The 19779-nt window shown below is 72.1% G+C and carries 13 protein-coding genes; 9 read left to right on the forward strand and 4 right to left on the reverse strand.

Annotation, left to right across the window (positions count from 1 at the left end; all coding sequences use genetic code 11):
- Nucleotides 1-4 precede the first annotated feature (4 nt).
- From nuoL to ACGF3A_RS00565, 4 genes are all read left to right on the forward strand, one after another.
- Nucleotides 5-1900, forward strand: coding sequence for an NADH-quinone oxidoreductase subunit L (gene nuoL, locus ACGF3A_RS00550; protein WP_393724311.1), 1896 nt, complete (start codon nt 5-7; stop codon nt 1898-1900).
- 5 nt (nt 1901-1905) lie between these two features.
- Nucleotides 1906-3582 carry an NADH-quinone oxidoreductase subunit M gene (locus ACGF3A_RS00555; protein ID WP_393724312.1) on the forward strand — a complete coding sequence of 559 codons (1677 nt, stop codon included), beginning with the start codon at nt 1906-1908 and terminating at the stop codon, nt 3580-3582.
- Entirely contained in the window at nt 3579-5237 is a 1659-nt protein-coding gene (nuoN, locus tag ACGF3A_RS00560) for an NADH-quinone oxidoreductase subunit NuoN (RefSeq protein WP_393724314.1), read from the forward strand. Before ACGF3A_RS00555 ends, nuoN begins: the two co-directional genes overlap by 4 nt.
- Before the next feature lie 204 nt (nt 5238-5441).
- Entirely contained in the window at nt 5442-5723 is a 282-nt protein-coding gene (locus ACGF3A_RS00565) for a cupin domain-containing protein (RefSeq protein WP_393724316.1), read from the forward strand.
- A gap of 69 nt (nt 5724-5792) precedes the next feature.
- On the opposite strand, the gene ACGF3A_RS00570 is transcribed toward ACGF3A_RS00565, so the two are convergent.
- Entirely contained in the window at nt 5793-6338 is a 546-nt protein-coding gene (locus ACGF3A_RS00570; RefSeq protein WP_393724318.1) for a hypothetical protein, read from the reverse strand.
- A 100-nt stretch (nt 6339-6438) separates the two neighbouring features.
- Here ACGF3A_RS00570 and recQ point away from each other — a divergent pair, with 100 nt between their 5' ends.
- Nucleotides 6439-8376, forward strand: a complete 1938-nt coding sequence (recQ, locus tag ACGF3A_RS00575) for a DNA helicase RecQ (protein ID WP_393724320.1) — start codon at nt 6439-6441, stop codon at nt 8374-8376.
- Between the two features lie 96 nt (nt 8377-8472).
- Nucleotides 8473-10218, forward strand: coding sequence for a cation:proton antiporter (locus ACGF3A_RS00580; protein ID WP_393724322.1), 1746 nt, complete (start codon nt 8473-8475; stop codon nt 10216-10218).
- Nucleotides 10219-10604: 386 nt separating this feature from the next.
- Here ACGF3A_RS00580 and fahA read toward each other — a convergent pair whose 3' ends face one another.
- Nucleotides 10605-11819, reverse strand: coding sequence for a fumarylacetoacetase (gene fahA, locus ACGF3A_RS00585; protein ID WP_393724324.1), 1215 nt, complete (start codon nt 11817-11819; stop codon nt 10605-10607).
- 208 nt (nt 11820-12027) lie between these two features.
- On the opposite strand from fahA, the gene ACGF3A_RS00590 reads away from it, so the two are divergent.
- Together ACGF3A_RS00590 and ACGF3A_RS00595 are read left to right on the forward strand one after the other, a co-directional pair.
- Entirely contained in the window at nt 12028-13287 is a 1260-nt protein-coding gene (locus ACGF3A_RS00590; RefSeq protein WP_393727061.1) for an ATP-grasp domain-containing protein, read from the forward strand.
- Nucleotides 13288-13377: 90 nt separating this feature from the next.
- Complete coding sequence (locus ACGF3A_RS00595; protein ID WP_393724326.1) at nt 13378-14565, forward strand: NAD(P)-binding domain-containing protein; 1188 nt, start codon at nt 13378-13380, stop codon at nt 14563-14565.
- Nucleotides 14566-14819: 254 nt separating this feature from the next.
- Here ACGF3A_RS00595 and ACGF3A_RS00600 read toward each other — a convergent pair whose 3' ends face one another.
- Nucleotides 14820-16829: a CocE/NonD family hydrolase gene (locus ACGF3A_RS00600; RefSeq protein WP_393724328.1), complete on the reverse strand. Its 2010-nt coding sequence runs from the start codon at nt 16827-16829 to the stop codon at nt 14820-14822.
- 30 nt (nt 16830-16859) lie between these two features.
- A complete protein-coding gene (locus ACGF3A_RS00605) occupies nt 16860-18320 on the reverse strand; it encodes a peptide MFS transporter (RefSeq protein WP_393724330.1) in 1461 nt (486 codons plus the stop codon).
- A 298-nt stretch (nt 18321-18618) separates the two neighbouring features.
- Here ACGF3A_RS00605 and ACGF3A_RS00610 point away from each other — a divergent pair, with 298 nt between their 5' ends.
- Entirely contained in the window at nt 18619-19632 is a 1014-nt protein-coding gene (locus tag ACGF3A_RS00610; RefSeq protein WP_393724332.1) for a polyprenyl synthetase family protein, read from the forward strand.
- The last annotated feature ends 147 nt before the right edge of the window (nt 19633-19779 follow it).

Here is a 19779-nt window from a genome sequence, read left to right on the forward strand (position 1 = left end):
ACCAGTGGATTCACTGATCGGACTGCTCGTCGGCGCGCCGCTGCTCGGTGCAGCGGTGCTGCTGTGCGGCGGGCGGAAACTGGACCGTACGGGCCACTGGCTCGGGACACTGCTCGCGGCGGCCTCGTTCGTGATCGGCGCCGTCCTCTTCCTCGACATGCTCGGCAAGGACGGCGAGCACCGCGCGATGCACCAGCACCTCTTCTCGTGGGTGCCGGTGGAGGGCTTCCAGGCCGATGTGGCCTTCCAGCTCGACCAGTTGTCGATGACGTTCGTGCTGCTGATCTCCGGCGTGGGCACCCTGATCCACGTCTACTCGATCGGCTACATGGAGCACGACGAGCGGCGCCGCCGCTTCTTCGGCTATCTGAACCTCTTCCTCGCGGCGATGCTCCTGCTCGTCCTCGCCGACAACTACCTCCTGCTGTACGTCGGCTGGGAGGGCGTCGGCCTCGCCTCGTACCTGCTCATCGGCTTCTGGCAGCACAAGCCGAGCGCGGCGGCGGCGGCGAAGAAGGCGTTCCTGGTCAACCGCGTCGGTGACGCGGGGCTCGCCATCGCGATCTTCCTGATGTTCACGACGTTCGGCTCCTTCGCCTTCGCGCCGGTGCTCTCCAGTGCCACCGAGGCGAGCGAGGGCAAGCTGACCGCGATCGGGCTGATGCTGCTGCTCGCCGCCTGCGGCAAGTCGGCGCAGGTGCCGCTCCAGTCCTGGCTCGGCGACGCGATGGAGGGCCCGACCCCGGTCTCGGCCCTCATCCACGCCGCGACGATGGTGACCGCGGGCGTCTACCTCATCACCCGCTCCGGGGCGATCTTCAACGCGGCGCCGGACGCGCAGACCGTCGTGGTCGTCGTCGGCGCGGTCACGCTGCTCTTCGGTGCGCTCGTCGGTTGCGCGAAGGACGACATCAAGAAGGCCCTCGCGGGCTCGACGATGTCGCAGATCGGCTACATGATCCTGGCCGCCGGACTCGGCCCGATCGGCTACGCGTTCGCCATCATGCACCTGGTCACGCACGGCTTCTTCAAGGCCGGGCTCTTCCTCGGCGCCGGATCGGTCATGCACGGCATGAACGACGAGGTCGACATGCGCAAGTACGGCGGCCTGCGGAAGTACATGCCGGTCACCTTCGTGACGTTCGGCCTCGGCTATCTCGCGATCATCGGCTTCCCCGGCCTGTCCGGCTTCTTCTCCAAGGACCAGATCATCGAGGCCGCCTTCGCCAAGGGCGGCACCCAGGGCTGGATCCTGGGCGCGGTCACCCTGCTGGGCGCCGCGATCACCGCGTACTACATGACGCGCGTGATGATCATGACGTTCTTCGGCGAGAAGCGCTGGCAGCCGGACGCCGAGGGGAACGAGCCGCACCCGCACGAGTCCCCGAAGTCCATGACGATCCCCATGATCGTCCTCGCCTTCGGCTCGGTCTTCGCGGGCGGGATCTTCAAGCTGAACGACTCCTTCGTGCACTGGCTGGAGCCGGTCACCCAGCAGTCGCACGGCGACTCGCCGGTCTCCGCCATGACGGTCACCGCCGCCACGGTCGTCGCCCTGCTGATCGGCGTCGGCGCCGCCTGGGCGCAGTACGGGCGCCGCCCGGTGCCGTCGGTGGCCCCGCGCGGCTCGCTGCTCACCCGCGCGGCCCGCCGGGACCTGCTCCAGGACGACTTCAACCACGCCGCCTTCGTCACCGGAGGCTCGTACCTCACCCGCAGCCTGGTCTACCTCGACCACAAGGTGGTCGACGGGATGGTCAACGGGACGGCCGCCACCTTCGGCGGTCTCTCCGGGCGGCTGCGGCGGCTCCAGAACGGTTTCGCCCGCTCGTACGCGGTCTCGATGTTCGGCGGCGCGGCGGTGCTGGTCGCCGCCACCCTGCTGATGAGGGCGGTCTGATCTCTATGTCCTTTCCCCTTCTGACGGCCACAGCGGTGGTGCCGGCGCTCGGCGCCATCGCCACGGCGGCCGTACCGGCGACGAGGCGGACGGCGGCCAAGTGGCTCGCCTTCCTCTTCTCGCTGGCCACGCTGGTCTTCGCCGCCGTCGTGCTGATCCGCTTCGACCCGGACGGCGCCCGCTACCAGCTCACCGAGTCCCGCGCCTGGATCGCGGAGTTCGGGGTGCGGTACGAGCTGGGCGTCGACGGCATCGGCGCGGTGATGATCGCGCTGACCGCGCTGTTGATCCCGTTCGTGATCGGCGCCGGGTGGAACGACGCCGACCCGGTGGAGGGCGAGAAGAGCACCTCGCGCTGGCGTCCGACCCAGGGCTTCTTCGCGCTGATCCTCGCCGTCGAGGCGATGGTGATCATCTCGTTCGCCGCCACCGACGTCTTCCTCTTCTACATCTTCTTCGAGGCCATGCTCATCCCGATGTACTTCCTCATCGGAGGCTTCGGGGACCGCGCCCACGCGGCCGGGGAGGCGGAGGGCGCCAAGCAGCGCTCGTACGCCGCGGTGAAGTTCCTGCTCTACAACCTCGTCGGCGGGCTGATCATGCTGGCCGCGGTGATCGGGCTCTACGCGGTCACCGCCGACCAGATGGGCGAGGGCACCTTCTCGCTCCAGCAGATCGCCGAGGCGCGCGCCAGCGGCCAGCTCGACATGGCGACCAACACCGAACGGCTGCTCTTCCTCGGCTTCTTCTTCGCCTTCGCGATCAAGGCGCCGCTGTGGCCGCTGCACACCTGGCTGCCCAACGCGATGGGCGAGGCGACGGCGCCCGTCGCCGTCCTCATCACGGCGGTCGTCGACAAGGTCGGCACCTTCGCGATGCTCCGCTTCTGCCTCGGGCTCTTCCCCGGCGCGAGCGACTGGGCGACGCCGGTGATCGTGGTGCTGGCGCTGGTCAGCATCATCTACGGCGCGCTGCTGGCCGTCGGACAGCGCGACATCAAGCGGCTCGTGGCCTACGCCTCGATCTCGCACTTCGGCTTCATCGTCCTCGGCGTCTTCGCGATGACCAGCCAGGGCCAGGGGGGCGCCACGCTCTACATGGTCTTCCACGGCATCTCGACCGCCGCGCTGATGCTGGTCGCCGGGTTCCTGATCTCGCGGCGCGGCTCGCGGCTCATCGCGGACTACGGCGGGGTGCAGAAGGTGGCCCCGGTGCTCGCGGGCACGTTCCTGGTCGGCGGTCTGGCGACGCTCTCGCTGCCCGGACTCGCCCCGTTCATCAGCGAGTTCCTGGTCCTGGTCGGCACCTTCAGCCGCTACCCGGCCGCCGGGATCGTGGCCACGGCGGGCATCATCCTCGCCGCGCTCTACGTCCTGCTGCTCTACCAGCGGACGATGACGGGCCCGGTCGAGAAGCCCGAGATCGCCAAGCTGCCGGACCTGCGGGTGCGCGAACTCGCGGTCGTCGCGCCGCTGATCGCGCTGCTGATCTTCCTCGGCGTCTTCCCGAAGCCGCTCACCGAGATCGTGAACCCGGCGGTCGAGCACACGCTCTCGGACGTCCGCAAGGACACCGACGTGAAGGAGCCGAAGCCGCAGCACCCCGTCGCCGAGCACAAAAAGGCATGGTTCGACTACAAGCCCGCGGCGCCCGCGGGACACGGCGGAGGTGACCACGAGTGAGCGTGGCAGAGACGGTGGGCGGCGCGCACGGGCTGTGGTCGCTCGCCGCGGGGGACGACAAGCTGCAGGCCCCCAGCATCGAGTACAGCCAGCTCTCGCCCACGCTGATCGTGCTGGGCGCCGCGGCGGCGAGCATCGTCGTCGAGGCGTTCCTGCCGCGGAAGTCGCGGTACGTGACGCAGGTGTTCCTCTCCCTGCTGGGGCTGGCCGCCGCCTTCGCGGCCGTCATCGGGCTGGCCGCCAGCGGCTCGGGCTCCACCAAGGCGCAGATCGCGGGCATGGGCGCGATCGCCGTCGACGGCCCGGCGCTCTTCCTGCAGGGCACCATCCTGCTGGTGGGCATCGTGTCGGTGTTCGTCTTCGCCGAGCGGAAGCTCGAACCGGCCGCGCACGGCTCCCGGGTGGACTCCTTCGCCGCCCAGCCCGCGTCCGTACCGGGCGGTGAGGGCGAGCGCGAGGCGACGAAGGCCGGGTGGACGACGACCGAGGTCTTCCCGATGCTGCTGTTCGCGGTCGGCGGCATGCTGATCTTCCCGGCGGCCAACGACCTGCTGACCCTCTTCATCGCGCTGGAGGTCTTCTCCCTCCCGCTCTACCTGCTCTGCGCGCTGGCCCGCCGCCGGCGGCTGCTCTCGCAGGAGGCGGCGGTCAAGTACTTCCTGCTGGGCGCCTTCTCCTCGGCGTTCCTGCTCTTCGGCACCGCGCTGCTCTACGGCTACGCGGGCACCGTCAACTACTCGGGCATCGCCCGCGTGATCTCCAACGCGGACGCCACGACCGACCCGGTGCTCGCCGACACCATGGGCAACGACGCGCTGCTGCTGATCGGCGGCGCGATGGTGATCATGGGCCTGCTCTTCAAGGTCGGCGCCGTCCCCTTCCACATGTGGACCCCGGACGTCTACCAGGGAGCGCCGACGCCGGTCACCGGCTTCATGGCGGCGGCCACCAAGGTCGCGGCCTTCGGCGCGCTGCTGCGGCTGCTCTACGTCGTCCTGCCGGGCCTGCGCTGGGACTGGCGGCCCGTGATGTGGGGCGTCGCGATCCTCACGATGCTGGCGGGCGCGATCGTCGCGATCACCCAGACCGACATCAAGCGGCTCCTCGCGTACTCCTCGATCGCCCACGCGGGCTTCCTGCTGGCGGGCGTCATCGCGACCTCGGAGGACGGCGTCTCGTCCGTCCTCTTCTACCTGGGCGCCTACTCGTTCGTGACGCTGGGCGCGTTCGCCGTCGTCACGCTCGTACGGGACGCGGGCGGCGAGGCCACGCACCTGTCCAAGTGGGCCGGTCTCGGCCGTCGTTCGCCGCTCCTGGCGGCGGTCTTCGCGATCTTCCTGCTGGCCTTCGCGGGGATCCCGCTGACGTCCGGTTTCGCCGGGAAGTTCGCGGTGTTCAAGGCGGCGGCCGAGGGCGGCGCGGGCGCGCTGGTCGTGGTCGGCGTCATCGCCTCGGCCATCGCGGCGTTCTTCTACCTGCGGGTCATCGTCCTGATGTTCTTCAGCGAGCCCCAGCCCGACGGCCCGAGCGTCGCCGTCCCCAGCGTGCTGACGACCTCGGCCATCGCGATCGGCGTCGCGGTGACGCTGGTGCTCGGCGTCGCGCCGCAGTACTTCCTGGACCTCGCGGGCCACGCGGGCGTCTTCGTGCGCTGACCGGGTCGTGTCCACCGGTTCCCCAACTCTCGCTTGCGTCTCAACAGTTGAGGCCCCAGTGACAAGAGGTGTGGGGAACCGGTAGGAATTCGAGGCATGGGTTGTGTAATTCTCCGTCGAGAAAAAGACGGGTACGAAGGGAAACAGGGTGGCGTCTTTTCCGAGGGGGTCTCGGCGGAGTCGGTAGGGGCGAAAGGCTTGTGCATGCACATACTGCACATACCGCCTAATTCCAAAGGCGAGCCCCATCTGCACGCGGGCCACGAATCGGCGATCTACGTCATCAGCGGTGAACACGAGATATGGCACGGCGACGGCCTCTCGAACCGGGACGTCCTGAAGCCCGGCGACATGGTGTACGTCCCCGCCAACATGCCTCACATGCCGGTCACCGGTGAGGAACCGGTCACGGTCGTGGTGGCCAGAACCGATCCGCGCGAACAGGAGTCGGTGCATCTGCTCCACCCCCGCGACGAGGAGGGGTGACGCGCCGCGCCCCCGCCCGTACGACGTGGGTACGGGCGGGGGCGCGGGGCCTGCGGGGTCCGCGAGGGCTCAGGAGGCGGGGTACTCCCGGACCTTGCCGGGCTCCTCGGTGATCTTCTTCAGCTTGTCCTTGAGCCCGGGGATCTGGTTCGGGTCCTTCGGCAGCTTCGCCGGGGCGTCGGCGGCCTTGACGAAGGTGTCGGTGGCACCGCCGTTCCAGGTGATGTTCATCGTCTTCGCGGTGAGTGCGCCGACCTCGCCGTTGGTCCGCTCCTCGCCGGTGCCGCCGGGGCACTTGAACATCACGGAGCTCTTGCCGCCGGTCTTCATGACGTGACCGGTGCACGCCTTCTTGTCCCGTACGAGCGAGGCGTTCTCGCCGACGACGGTCAGCACGAGGGGCTTCCCGTCGGCCTTGGTCTGCCAGACGCCGGGCAGCGCGGCCTTGCCGCCCGCCTCCTCCTTCGGCGTCTCGGTGGCGGAGGGCGCGGGATCCGGCTTCTTCGCGCTCTTCTTGTCGTCCCCGCCGTCGCTGTCGCTGCCGCAGCCGCTCACCAGCAGCGCGACCGCCGCTGCCACGGCGGCCGCCCCCGAAATCCGCGCTGACGTGCGCACGTACCGCTCCTTCCCGCTCGTTGTACAGGTCACGACAACCTAGCAGTGGTACGTGACGGGTGCGGGGCGCGTTGTCGGTGCGGCGGCCTAAGGTGGCGGGATGCTTCAGGAGAGCGCTCAGGGCGAGTCGCTGCGCGTGCTGCGCCGCGTCTTCGGATATGACTCCTTCCGCGGTGAGCAGGGGTCGGTCATCGAGCACGTCATCGACGGCGGCGACGCCGTGGTGCTGATGCCGACCGGCGGCGGCAAGTCGCTCTGCTATCAGATCCCCGCGCTGGTCAGACGCGGCACGGGCGTCGTGATCTCGCCCCTCATCGCCCTGATGCAGGACCAGGTGGACGCGCTGCGCGCGCTCGGCGTCCGCGCCGGGTTCATCAACTCCACGCTGGACTTCGAGGAGCGCCGCGTCGTCGAGGCCGAGTTCCTCGCCGGGGAGCTGGACCTGCTCTACCTCGCGCCCGAGCGGCTCCGCCTGGAGGCGACCACCGCGCTGCTGGCGCGCGGCGAGGTGTCGCTCTTCGCGATCGACGAGGCGCACTGCGTCGCTCAATGGGGTCACGACTTCCGCCCCGACTACCTCTCGCTCTCGATGCTCGGCGAGCGCTGGCCCGACGTGCCGCGCGTCGCCCTGACGGCGACCGCGACCCGTGCCACCCACCAGGAGATCACCGAGCGCCTCGGCATGAAGGGCGCCCGCGACTTCGTCGCGAGCTTCGACCGGCCCAACATCCAGTACCGCATCGTCCCCAAGAGCGACCCCCGCAAGCAGCTCCTGCGCTTCCTGAAGGACGAGCACGAGGGCGACGCCGGAATCGTCTACTGCCTCTCGCGGAACGGGGTGGAGAAGACCGCCGAGTTCCTCTGCCGCGAGGGCGTCGAGGCCGTGCCGTACCACGCGGGGCTCGACGCGGGCACCCGCGCCGCCCACCAGTCGCGCTTCCTGCGCGAGGACGGCCTGGTCGTCGTCGCCACGATCGCCTTCGGCATGGGCATCGACAAGCCGGACGTCCGCTTCGTCGCGCACCTGGACCTGCCGAAGTCCGTGGAGGGGTACTACCAGGAGACGGGCCGCGCGGGCCGCGACGGTCAGCCGTCCACGGCCTGGCTGGCCTACGGGCTGCAGGACGTCGTCCAGCAGCGCAAGCTCATCGAGGGCGGGGAGGGCGACGAGTCCTTCCGGCGCCGGGCCCGCGCCCACCTCGACGCGATGCTCGCCCTCTGCGAGACGGTCACCTGCCGCCGGACCCGCATCCTCACCTACTTCGGCCAGGAACCCGATCAAGGATGCGGCAACTGCGACACGTGCCTCACCCCGCCCGAGACCTGGGACGGCACGGTCGCGGCGCAAAAGGTGCTCTCCACGGTCGTCCGCCTCAAGCGGGAGCGCGGCCAGAAGTTCGGCACCGGCCAGATCGTCGACATCCTGCTCGGCCGCAAGTCCGCGAAGGTCATCCAGTTCGACCACGACGCGCTGAAGGTCTTCGGCGTCGGCGCCGACATGGCGGAGGCCGAGTGGCGCGGCGTCGTCCGCCAGCTCCTGGCGCAGGGCCTGGTCGAGGTCGAGGGGGAGTACGGCACGCTGGCCCTCACGGACGCCAGCGCGGACGTCCTGCGGGGCGAGCGGGAGGTGCTGCTCCGCAAGGACGTACGTCCCAAGACCCCGTCCAAGTCGAAGTCCCGGTCCTCCAGGACCGCCGCCCCCGTGGCCGACCTCCCCGAGGAGGCCCAGCCCCTCTTCGAGAGCCTGCGCGCCTGGCGCGCGGCCCAGGCGAAGGAGCAGGGCGTCCCGGCGTACGTCGTCTTCCACGACGCGACCCTCCGCGACATCGCAGCGCGCCGTCCCTCGTCCCTCGCGGAGCTGGGCGAACTGGGCGGCATCGGCGAGAAGAAGCTCGCGACGTACGGGGCGGGCGTACTGGCCGTACTGGCGCAGGAGGCACCGACGGGGCCCGGGCCGGAACCGGGATCGGAACCGGAACTGGAGCCGGAACCGGAGCCGGGACCTGAGCCGGAGGAGCCGGAGGACCTGGGCTGGTAGGCCCGCGGCCGGTTCACCCGCCTGCCCCGGGCGGGGTGCGGGCCCCACGCGCCCGGGGTCCACTGGCCCTCTGGACCGGAGGGCGGTGGCGGCTGCGTGACGACCGAGCGGGTGCTCGCCGGGATGGGCCTCGTCGTCGTGCTGGCGGTCGGGGCGCAGGTCCTCGCCGGACTGCTCCGCATCCCGGCGATCATCGTGCTGTTGCCCGTGGGCTTCGCCGCCGGGGCGCTCACCGACGTGGTCCACCCCGACGAGCTGGTCGGCCCGGCGTTCTCCCCGCTGGTGTCGCTGGCCGTCGCGGTGATCCTCTACGAGGCGGGAATCGGCCTCGACCTGCGGCGGCTGACCGGCGACGCGCGCCGGGTGGTGATCCGGCTCGTCTGGATCGGCGCGCTGCTGACGCCCGTGCTCGCCGCGCTCGTCGCGGCACCGCTGCTGGGCATGTCCCCCTCGGCGGCGGTGATGCTCGGGGTCGTCCTCGTGGTCTCCGGCCCGACGGTCGTCGGGCCGCTGCTGCGCTTCGTCCGCCCCTCGGAGCGGGTGCGGCGGATCCTCGTGTGGGAGAGCTCCCTCGTCGACGCCGTCGGCGGCATTCTGGGCGCGCTGGTCTTCCACGCCGTGACCACCAAGACCCGGGACGGTCCGGTGCGCGCCGTGGCGGAGTTCCTGGCGAGCGCCGGCACCGGGCTGGCGGGCGGCGTCTGCGGCACGGCGCTGCTCGTCCTGCTGCTGCACCGGATGCGGCCGGGCGAGGTGCTCGGCGCCGCGGTGCAACTGGCCACCGTGGTCGGGGTTGCGGCGGCGTGCGACCTGGTGCGCGAGGACACCGGACTGATCGCGGCGATCGTCATGGGCATCGCCGTGGCCTCGCTGCCCTGCTTCGACGCCCCGGCGCTGCGGCCGTTCTTCGAGACGCTGGTCTCGCTGATCGTCGGGCTGCTGTTCGTGTCGATCTCGGCGACGGTGACCCCGGCGTCGCTCCGGGGCGTGGTGCTGCCCGCCCTCGTGCTCGTCGCGGTGCTCGTGGCGGTGGTCAGGCCGCTCGTCGCGGCCCTGTCCGCGGCGGGCACCGGACTGCCGCGGGGCGAACGGGCCTTCCTGGGGTGGATGGCGCCGCGCGGCATCGTCGCCGCCTCCACGGCCTCGACGTTCGCCGCCGGGCTGGTGGAGCGGTCGGTCCGGGGCGCGGAGAAGATCCTCCCAGCCACGTTCCTCGTCATCGTCGTGACGGTGACGCTGTACGGGCTCACGGCGGGGCCCGTCGCCCGGAGGCTGCGCGTCACGCGGGCCGGTCGCGAGCGTCCCCTGCTGGTGGGCGACGAGCCCTGGGTGGTGGACCTGGGCCTCGCGCTGCGCTCGACGGGCATCGAGGCGCTGCTGTGGAGCGGGAGCGAGCGGCAGCGCGAGCGCGTCGCGAGCGCCGGTCTGGAGCTGGCCCCCGGGGAGCTGCTGGCCTCGGCGGCGGGGCCCGGCGCCGAGCTGGAGGGCGTCACGGCCGTCTACCTGCTCACCGGAGAGGACGACTTCAACGCCCTGGCCGCCGCCGTCCTCTCCGGCGGCGAGGAACTGCCCGTCCACAGGCTCGCCCCGAGGGAGGAGGGACAGGGCGTGGTGGCCCCGTACCTGGGCGGCCCGACGCTCTTCGGTGCCGGGCTCAGCGGGGCGGAGGTGGCGCGGCGTTACGAGGCGGGTGAGCGGATCGTGGTCCGCGCGGCCGCGGGGGGCGCGGCCCGCACCGGGTACGAGCCCCTGTTCCACGTCGACCCCGCGGGCAACCTCGCCCCGTTCCCCGGCCCGGCCCCGACCACGGGCCACGTCCTCCTACTCGGCCCGACGGAGTGAGCCCCCTCGGGTCCAAGACTTCCGGGCTCGCCCCGCGGGAGCGCGGGCCCGTGTTCGTTTTGCGGCTCCGCCGCGGGGCGCTCCGGGCCCAAGACGTCGGGGCTTGCCCCTCTAGGGGCGCGGGGAACTGCGCGACAAGCCACGACGCACTCGCAGCCCGCGAAGCACAGCACGGGGCTCCCCGAACCCGGCCCCGTTGCGCGGGGCACCCGGCGTGGGGGGCTGCGCTTGCCAACCCTGCGCCTTGCGCAGACTTCCCAAGCACAGCGGAAGAGCTAAGGGGCGCGGGGAACTGCGCGACAAGCCACGACGCGGGCGCGGCCCGCGAGGCACAGCACGGGGCAGCCTCTGCCCGGCCCCCTGCAGGGGCTGCCCCGAAGCCGGGGTCAGGTCAGGGCGGGGGCGATGTGGCCCGTGACGGCGCCGAGGGCGATTTGGGTGTCGGAGGGGCCGGGGGCCCAGGCGGAGAGGGTGACCTCGTCGCCGTCCTCCAAGAAGGTCCGCTTGCCGTCCGCCAGGACAACCGGCTCGGTGCCGCCCCAGGTCAGTTCCTGGAGGCAGCCGGACTGCGTGAGCCGGTCGGCCCCGCTGATGGTGCCGGAGCCGTAGAGGTCGCCCGTACGGAGGGACGCCCCGTTGACCGTCATGTGGGCCAGCATCTGGGCGCCCGTCCAGTACATCGTGGAGAAGGGCGGCTCGGCGATCACCTGGCCGTTCAGCCGGACGGTGATGCGCAGGTCGAGCCCACCGGGCGCGACGCCGGGCGCGGAGTCGTCGAGATAGGGAAGCAGCGGCACGTCGCGCGCGGGCGGCGCGACCCGCGCGGCGTCCAGCGCGTCCAGCGGCGTGATCCACGGCGAGACGGAGGTGAGGAACGACTTCGCCAGGTGCGGCCCCAGCGGCTGGCCCTCCCAGCCCTGGATGTCGCGCGCCGACCAGTCGTTGAGGAGGGTCACCCCGAAGACGTGCTCCTCGAAGTCGCCCAGCGGCACCCCGGAGCCGTCCCGCACCCGCCCCGCGCCGACGACGAAGCCGAGCTCCGTCTCGATGTCGAGCCGCCGGGTGGGCCCGAAGGTGGGCGCGTCCTCGGAGGGCGCCTTGCGCTGGCCCTGCGGCCGTACGACGGGCGTGCCGGAGGCGACGACGGTCCCCGAGCGGCCGTGGTAACCGACGGGCAGGTGCTTCCAGTTGGGGAGGAGCGCCGCGCCGTCGGGGCGGAAGAGGCGGCCGAGGTTGGTGGCGTGGTTCTCGCTCGCGTAGAAGTCGACGTAGTCGGCGACCTCGAACGGGAGGTGCAGCGTCACCTCGGACAGGGGCCGCAGATACGGCGTTCCTGAGCCGTCCGCGAGCCAGCCGCGCAGCTCGGCCCGTACGGCCTGCCACACGGGGCGGCCCGCGGCCATCAGCGGGTTGAGCGAGGGCTGGGCCAGCAGCTCGGCGTGCGCCGAGCCGAGCGCGGCGGCGGCGCCGCCCGCGTCGAGGACGGAGTCGCCGAGGCGGACGCCGACGCGGCGGTGGCCGGGGCTGTCCGCCGTGCTGAAGAGGCCGTAGGGGAGGTTGTCCAGGCCGAACAGGGCGGGGGAGTCGTCGGGTGTACTCATGGCGGTCAGGTTAAGGCCCCGCGCGCGCCCGCTGAAGGGAGCAAATTCCGAGCAAAGGCATGGCTGGATGCGCGCGCCCGGTCAGGGCCGGTCTTGGCGGCAGCCCCTGTCCGCCCTAGCGTCGTTCGTGGGGGCCCGGAGCGGAACTGAGCCGCGCCGTGCCGTAGGGGGTCGAGTGGCGAACGAGGGCGCGCGCTTCAGCACCGACGTGGTCCGTACCGGCCGTACGGGCAGTACGGGGATCGACAGATCCGTCCCCGGGCTGATCGTCAAGATCGGTGACTACCCGCTGCACCACGGCGGCGTCGGGGCGATCCGCAGCCTGGGGCGCCTGGGCGTACCGATGTACGCGATCACGGAGGACCGCTGGACGCCCGCCGCGCGCTCGCGCTATCTGCGCGAACCGTTCGTCTGGCCGACGAGCGGACGCGAGCCCCGCGAACGGCTGCTGGACGGCCTGCTGCGGGCCGGGCGGCGCATCGGGCGGCCCGCCGTGCTGATCCCGACGGACGAAGAGGCCGCCGTGCTCATCGCCGAGCACCAGTGCGAGCTGCGCGAACGGTTCCTCTTCCCGCGCGTGGAGCCGGACCTGCCGCGGCGGGTCGCCAGCAAGCAGGGCCTGCACGAGCTGTGCGCCGAGCACGGCGTGCCCTCGCCCGCCGGCAGCTCGCCCCGGACGTACGCGGAGGTGGAGCGGTTCGCCGAGGAGGCGTGCTTCCCCGTGGTGGCGAAGAACCGCGAGGCGTTCGTACGGCGGGAGAGCCCGGCCGTGAACGGGACGACGCGGATCGACGGCCCCCGCGAACTCCTCGCGCTGGCGCGCCGATGGGGCGAGCGGCCCGGGGTGATCCTCCAGGAGTACCTGCCGCTGGAGGACGCCGAGGACTGGATCGTGCACGCCTACCTCGGCACCGGGAGCGAGCCGCTGACGCTGTTCACGGGCGTCAAGGTCCGCTCGTGGCCGCCGCACGCGGGGATGACGGCGGCGGCGTACGTCGTCGCGAACCCGGAACTGGCCGCGCTGTCGGCCCGGTTCGTCAAGCAGATCGGCTTCGCCGGGATCGTCGACCTCGACTGGCGCTTCGACCGCCGCGACGGGCAGTACAAGCTGCTGGACTTCAACCCGCGCATGGGCGCCCAGTTCCGGCTCTTCGAGAGCGACGCGGGGATCGACGTCGTACGGGCGCAGCATCTGCATCTGACCGGGCGCCCGGTGCCCGAGGGCGGGCAGCGCGACGGCCGGCGGTACGTGGTCGAGAACATCGACCCCGTCGCCCGGCTCGCCTACCGCCGCCGCGGCGGCGGCCCCGGGTACCGCGCGCCGCACGCCCCGGAGCGCGCCGCGCACGGCACCGAGCTGGCCTGGGCCGCGGCCGACGACCCGGTGCCCGCGGCGCTGATGGCGGCACGGCTGCTGCGCCCGGGGCTCAAGCATCTGTGGCAGCACTGGCGGGGGAGCCACGGGTGACGCGCACGAGGTGACACATCGATGGTGGGAGGGGACCCAGTGAACGCGAGCGCGAGTGCGAGTGCGAGTGCGAAGGAGCGGCGGGACGACATGCCCGTCGTGGTGATCGGCGCCGGTCCGTACGGCCTGTCGACGGCCGCGCATCTGCGGGCGAGGGACGTGCCGACGAGGGTGTTCGGCGAGCCGATGGTGAGCTGGAGCGCGCACATGCCCGCCGGGATGCTGCTCAAGTCGACCCCGGCCGCCTCGAACATCGACGCCCCGCAGCCCGGCCACGGCCTGCTCGACCACTGCCTCGCGACGGGTGGCGAGCGGTACGAGTCCGACTGGGACATCGTGCCCGTCGAGACCTTCACCCGTTACGGGCGGTGGTTCCAGCGGCGGCTGGTCCCGGACCTCGAACGGGTACGGGTCGTCGCCGTCGACCGGCGCCGGGGCGGCGGGTTCGAGGTCAAGCTCGACTCCGGGGACGTGTGCGTGGCGCGCTCCGTGGTGGTCGCGACGGGGCTCAGCGGCTTCGCGTACGTACCGCCGTCGCTGGCCGCGGCCGTGCCGGACGGACCGTCCCCCACGGGGCCCGTCTCGCACAGCTCCCAGCACCCGGACCCGGCGCGGCTCGCGGGGCGCGCGGTGATCGTGGTCGGCGCGGGGCAGTCCGCGCTGGAGACGGCGGTGCTCGCGGCGGAGGCGGGCGCCGCCTCGGTGCGGGTCGTGGCGCGCGGGCGGACCGCCGTCGGCTTCGGCGCCCCGCCCGACCGCCAGCCCCGCTTCCGCCCGGAGAGCCCGTTCGGGCGGGCCTGGTCGCTGTACGCGCTGACGTACTACGCGGGCGCCTACCGCCGCCTGCCCGCGCCCGTACGCCACGAACTGGTCCGGCGCGTCCTCGGGCCCCTCGGCGCCTGGTGGCTGCGCGGCCGCTTCGCGGGCCGGGTCTCGGTGACCCAGGGCAGCGCGGTGCGGCGCGCGGCGCGTGACGGGGCGGGCGTCCGCCTGGACCTGACCGGGGGTGCGACGCTGAGTGCCGATCACGTCATCGCGGCTACGGGGTACCGGGTGGACCTCGCCGCGATGGACTGCCTCGGGCCCGCGCTGCGGGCCTCCCTGGCCCGCAGCGGCCGCACCCCCGCACCCCTTCTGGGCCCCGACTTCCAGTCCTCGGTCCCCGGCCTCTTCTTCACGGGCCTCCCGGCGGCGGCCTCGTACGGCCCCCTGATGCGCTTCGTAGTAGGAACCGAATACTCCTCCCCCCGCATAGCAAGAGCAGCCGCCCCCGATTGATCCCGCCCCCAGCTCCTCCCTCCACCCGTCTCCCTTCCGCGAAGCTTGGGAAGTCTGCGCAAGGCGCAGGGTTGGCAAGCGCAGCCCCCCACGCCGGGTGCCCCGCGTACAAGAGCCGCGCCCGGGGTGCCCCGGGCTGTGGTTCGCGGGCCGCGCCCGCGTCGTGGCTGGGCGCGCAGTTCCCCGCGCCCCTGGAGGGCAAAGGGGCAAGCACCGCCCGTACGGTGAGGTGTTTCGGGTCGGGGCGAAACACCTCAGCCCGCCGTGCGCGGAATGCGTCGTTCCCACGACCGCCGGAAGAGTTCGGACTCCCCGTCGTGGCACACGACCTCGTTCGTCGTGACGAAGTCCGTGGCGCCGACGGTGATCTCGGACCGGGTCGTGACGCGCGCGTCCCACCCGAGGCCGGGCCGGCGCAGGCGGATCGACCAGTCGGAGCGGGTGCGGGCGCTCAGGGGGTCGTTCTCGGAGATGACGTACGTCTCCAGCGCGTCCTCCGTGAACTCCAGGCCGTCCGGGTAGATACGGGTGCCGCCGTAGCGGGGGTCCACCTCCAGGCGCCATTCGCCCGTGGCGACGTCGCGGACGACGAGGCGTTCGGGGCGCTGGTCTCCGGAGTCGGGGTAGGCGACGCCGAGGGGCTCGGCCTGCTCGGGGTCCGCGAAGCGGATCGCGGGGCGGGACGCGTCGCCGGACGGGTCGCGGACGGGGAGTTCGAGGGCGCTCGCCCCGGGGTCGAGGGTCCAGCCCGCCTCGCTGCCGGGCTGCGGCCAGATCCAGGGCCAGTACGCGGAGGAGAGCGCGAGCCGGATCCGGTGCCCAGGGGGGAACGCGTGGCCGATGCCGTTGAGTTCGAAGGTGACGTCCTCCGTGGCGCCCGGCTCCCAGTCCACCGCGCGGTCCCTGCCGTGCCGTGCCGCGAGGTTGAGGACTCCGCGGGTCACGAGCGTGGAGGAGCCGTCGGGCGCGACGTCGCAGACCCGCGCGACCACCTGGCCGCGCGGGACCTCGCAGGTCACCCGGAGACGGACGCGGGGGCGGCCGAGGATCTCCGTTCCGCCGTCCAGCGGCGCGGAGTCGAAGCAGACCGAACGCCCGTCCTCCTCGCGCTGGTCGGGCGGCAGGTCGGAGTCGTTGCCGAAGGGGAAGAAGCGGCCCGCGTCGACGCCGGTGTGCTGCGGCGACCGTACGGGCACGGGCCCGCTGCCCGGGAGTTCGTACGGCGTCATCGTGACGGCGGGGGAGGGCCAGGCGTCGTCGCCGACCCAGCGCCCCTCCAGCTCGGGGTAGACCGTGGCGGGCGGGTGCGAGTCGCTGATCCAGGAGCGGAGGAGGGGTTCCGTCATGACACCGGTGTCTCGGTCCTTGAGCCAGTGGTCCCACCAGCGCAGGGTCTCCTGGAGGAAGCCGATCGCCGGGCCCGGCGGCAGTCCCCGGTCCGGGTACTGGTGCGACCAGGGGCCGATGAGCCCGCGCACCGGCGCGTCCAGGTGTTCGACGAGGCGCAGCACCGTGTCCCGGTACGGGTCGTGCCAGCCGCCGACGGCGAGCACGGCCGCCCGCACGGCGCCGTAGTCCTCGCAGACGCTGCCGTGCTTCCAGTAGGCGTCGCGGGTCTGGTGGGCGAGCCAGGTGTGGATGAACGGGTCCACGGACTCCAGGCGTTCGCGCCACATCGCGCGCCAGGCGTCGCCGACCTGCGCCGGGTCCGGCGGGCGGGAGACGAAGGCGAGCATGGTGGAGGCCCAGGCGTGCATGTCCACGGCGAGGACCGAACCGCCCATGTAGTGGACGTCGTTGTCGTAGCGGTCGTCGGCCGAGCAGACGGTGACGATCGCCTTGAGGGCCTCGGGGGCGCGGGCCGCGAGCTGGAGGCTGTTGAAGCCGCCCCAGGAGATGCCGAACATCCCGACCCTGCCGCTGGACCAGGGCTGGGCGGCGAGCCACTCGATGACGGCGACGCCGTCGGCCAGCTCCGTCTCGTCGTACTCGTCGCCGGGCAGGCCGCCGGAGTTGCCGTGCCCGCGCACGTCGACGCGGACGGAGGCGTAGCCGTGCCCGGCGTACCAGGGGTGGCGCTGCGCGTCGCGGGGCGCGGTCCAGTCGCTGAGCCGGTAGGGCAGGTATTCGAGCAGCACCGGCACGGGCTCGTCGGTCACGGGGCGCCAGATCCGGGCGTAGAGCTGGACCCCGTCCCCCATGGGGATACGGACGTCCTCGCGCTGGACGCGGTACGGGAATTCCTCGGCGGTACGAATGTGCATAAACCGATCCTCCGACACCAGCGGAACGACTCAGTGGACGGGGTGCATCGTGCGGCGCAGCCACGGCGCGACCGCGAAGACGGCGAGGGCGACGACGACGGCCACGGCGCCGTTGAGCAGGAAGTAGAGGGAGTCCGCGATGTCGCCGTAGAACTTCACGGTCTGCGCCTGGACGCCCGTCGCGAGGGCGAGGGAGAGGAACCAGAGCGCGAGCCCCTGGCTGCTGAACGCGGCGGGCGCGAGCTTGGTCGTCGCCGACATGCCGGTGGCCTCCAGCAGCACGTCGCCGACGCCGATCAGCAGCACCGCGAGCACCACCCACACCAGGCTGATCTCCCAGCCGCTGCCCGACTTGCCGAGCGTGACCGGGGAGAGCAGGACGAAGCCGAGCCCGCCCAGCAGCACGCCGAGCGCGAGCTTGCGGGACGCGTGGGGCTGGCGGGAGCCCATCCGGGACCAGACCGAGGCGATCACGGGCGCGGAGAGCACCGAGACGGCGCCCAGCGCGGAGCTGATCCAGCTCGACGGGACGTGCCAGCCGAGAACGCTCGTGTTGACGTGGGAGTCCGTCAGCAGGACCAGGACCGTGTACGACTGGAACAGCACGAAGTTGAACGCCACCGAGGCCAGCCACAGGACCAGAAACGGCCGCAGCCGTCCGCGCTCGGCCGCCGTCACCCGGGGGCTCCGCCAGATCACGGTGAAGTACACGACGGGCGCCGCCATCGACACGTACGTCAGCGCGTCCACGAAGCGGGACAGGGTCAGCGCGCCGAGCGCGCCCAGCAGCACGCAGAGCGCGGCGACGGCGGCGAGACCGCCGCAGATCAGCCACACCGCGTGGCGCATCGCGGCCGGGGGCAGCGGGAACTCGGCGCCGTCCTTCCGCCCGGCCAGATGGCGGCGGCCCAGCAGGTACTGGACGAGGCCCAGCGTCATGCCGAAGGCGGCGGCCGAGAAGCCCCAGTGCCAGTCGATGTCCTCGCCGAGCAGCCCGGTGATGATCGGCCCGAGGAACGCGCCGATGTTGATGCTCATGTAGTAGAGCGAGAACCCGGCGTCACGGCGGTCGTCGTCGGCGGAGTAGAGCTTGCCGACCATGGCGGCCACGTTCGGCTTGAGCATGCCGGTGCCCGCGCTGATCAGGCCGAGGCCGATCCAGGTCGAGGCGGGGTGCGGGACGGCCATCGCGTAGTGACCGCAGGCGATGAGGATCCCGCCGTAGAGCACCGAGCGGTACGAGCCGAGCATGCGGTCGGCGATCCAGCCGCCCGCGACGGAGAGCAGGTAGACGAGCGTGCTGTACCCGGCGGCCACGGAGGCGGCGGGCCCCGGCTCCATGCCCAGGCCGTTGTCGGCCTCCGAGGCGGAGAAGAAGAGCACCAGGATGGCCTGCATCCCGAGGAACGAGAAGCGCTCCCAGATCTCCAGTCCGGACAGCGGCAGCAGGCCGCGGGGCTGGCCGAGAAACGTGGGGTCGGGGCGGGACACGGGGACGGCTCCTGGTGCGTGGGGGGTGAGCGGTTGCGAGTGCCCCTGCTGTCCGCGATCCAGCTCCCCAAACCGCAGCCAAAGGGTGATCTGCAACATATCCCGTATGTCCGGCCATGGCGCGGTAAGAAGGTGCGAGGGCACCTAAGGGCGGTCGGCGGCGCAGGCGCCAACCGTGATCGTTATGTGACCGGATACGCTGCCAGGTGATGGTGGCACCGAGCCAATATGAGACAGCGTGACACCGCGCGATCCATGGTGATCGTTCATTCCACGTTCGCAGACAGGAGTACCCCTCGTGACCGTCGTCGGGCATTTCGGGCTGAGCGTGCGGGACCAGGCTCTCGAAGCCGATGTCCAGGCAGGGTTGGCGGCCGTTGAGGAAGGTCTCATCGAGGCCACCAAGAGCGACGTGCCGTTCATCACGGAGGCGGCCCAGCACCTCGTGCGCGCGGGCGGAAAGCGCTTCCGTCCGCTGCTGGTGGCCCTGGCCGCCCAGTTCGGGGACCCGTACGCGCCGGGGGTGGTGCCCTCGGGCGTGGTCGTCGAGCTGACCCATCTCGCGACGCTGTACCACGACGACGTGATGGACGAGGCCGACGTGCGCCGCGGCGTCGCCAGCGCCAACGCCAACTGGGACAACTCCGTCGCGGTCCTCACCGGCGACTTCCTCTTCGCGCGGGCCTCGCACATACTGGCCGACCTCGGCCCCGAGGCCGTACGGATCCAGGCCGAGGCGTTCGAGCGGCTGGTCACCGGCCAGATCCTGGAGACCGCAGGACCCGCCGAGGGCCAGGACCCCATCGACCACTACCTCGAAGTGATCGGCGGCAAGACGGGCTCGCTGATCGCCGTCGCCGGGCGCTTCGGGGCGATGATGTCCGGCGCCGACGAGCGGATCGTGTCGATCCTGACCCAGTACGGGGAGCGGATCGGCGTCGCCTTCCAGCTCGCGGACGACGTCCTCGACATCTCCAGCGAGACCCGCGAGTCCGGCAAGACGCCGGGCACCGACCTGCGCGAGGGCATCCCGACGCTGCCTGTCCTGTACGTACGGGCACGCGCCGCGTCGTCCGAGGCGACGCCGGAGGACCGGGAACTGGCCGCGCTGCTCGCCGGGGACCTCACGGACGACGCCCGCCACGCGGAGGCCCTCGCGGGGCTGCGGGCCCACCCGGCGCTGGAGCAGGCCCGCCGTGACACCGTGCGGTACGCCGAGGCGGCTCGCGAAATGCTGGCCCCGTTGCCGGAGAACGCCGCCAAGGCCGCCCTCTCGGGCCTGTGCGAGGCGGTCGTCCACCGCGCCGGGTGACCCCGCCTCGGCCGGTCCAGGGGCTGCCCCTTGCCGTGCTTTGCCGGGTGCGACTGCGCTGTGGTTCCTCGCGCAGTTCCCCGCGCCCCTGACGGGGCCCCTAGAACGGGGGAGCTCTCATCAGGGGCTGTCATCCCGGGGGAGTAC

Source organism: Streptomyces sp. NPDC048172 (assembly GCF_043202595.1).
Classification (GTDB): Bacteria; Actinomycetota; Actinomycetes; order Streptomycetales; family Streptomycetaceae; genus Streptomyces.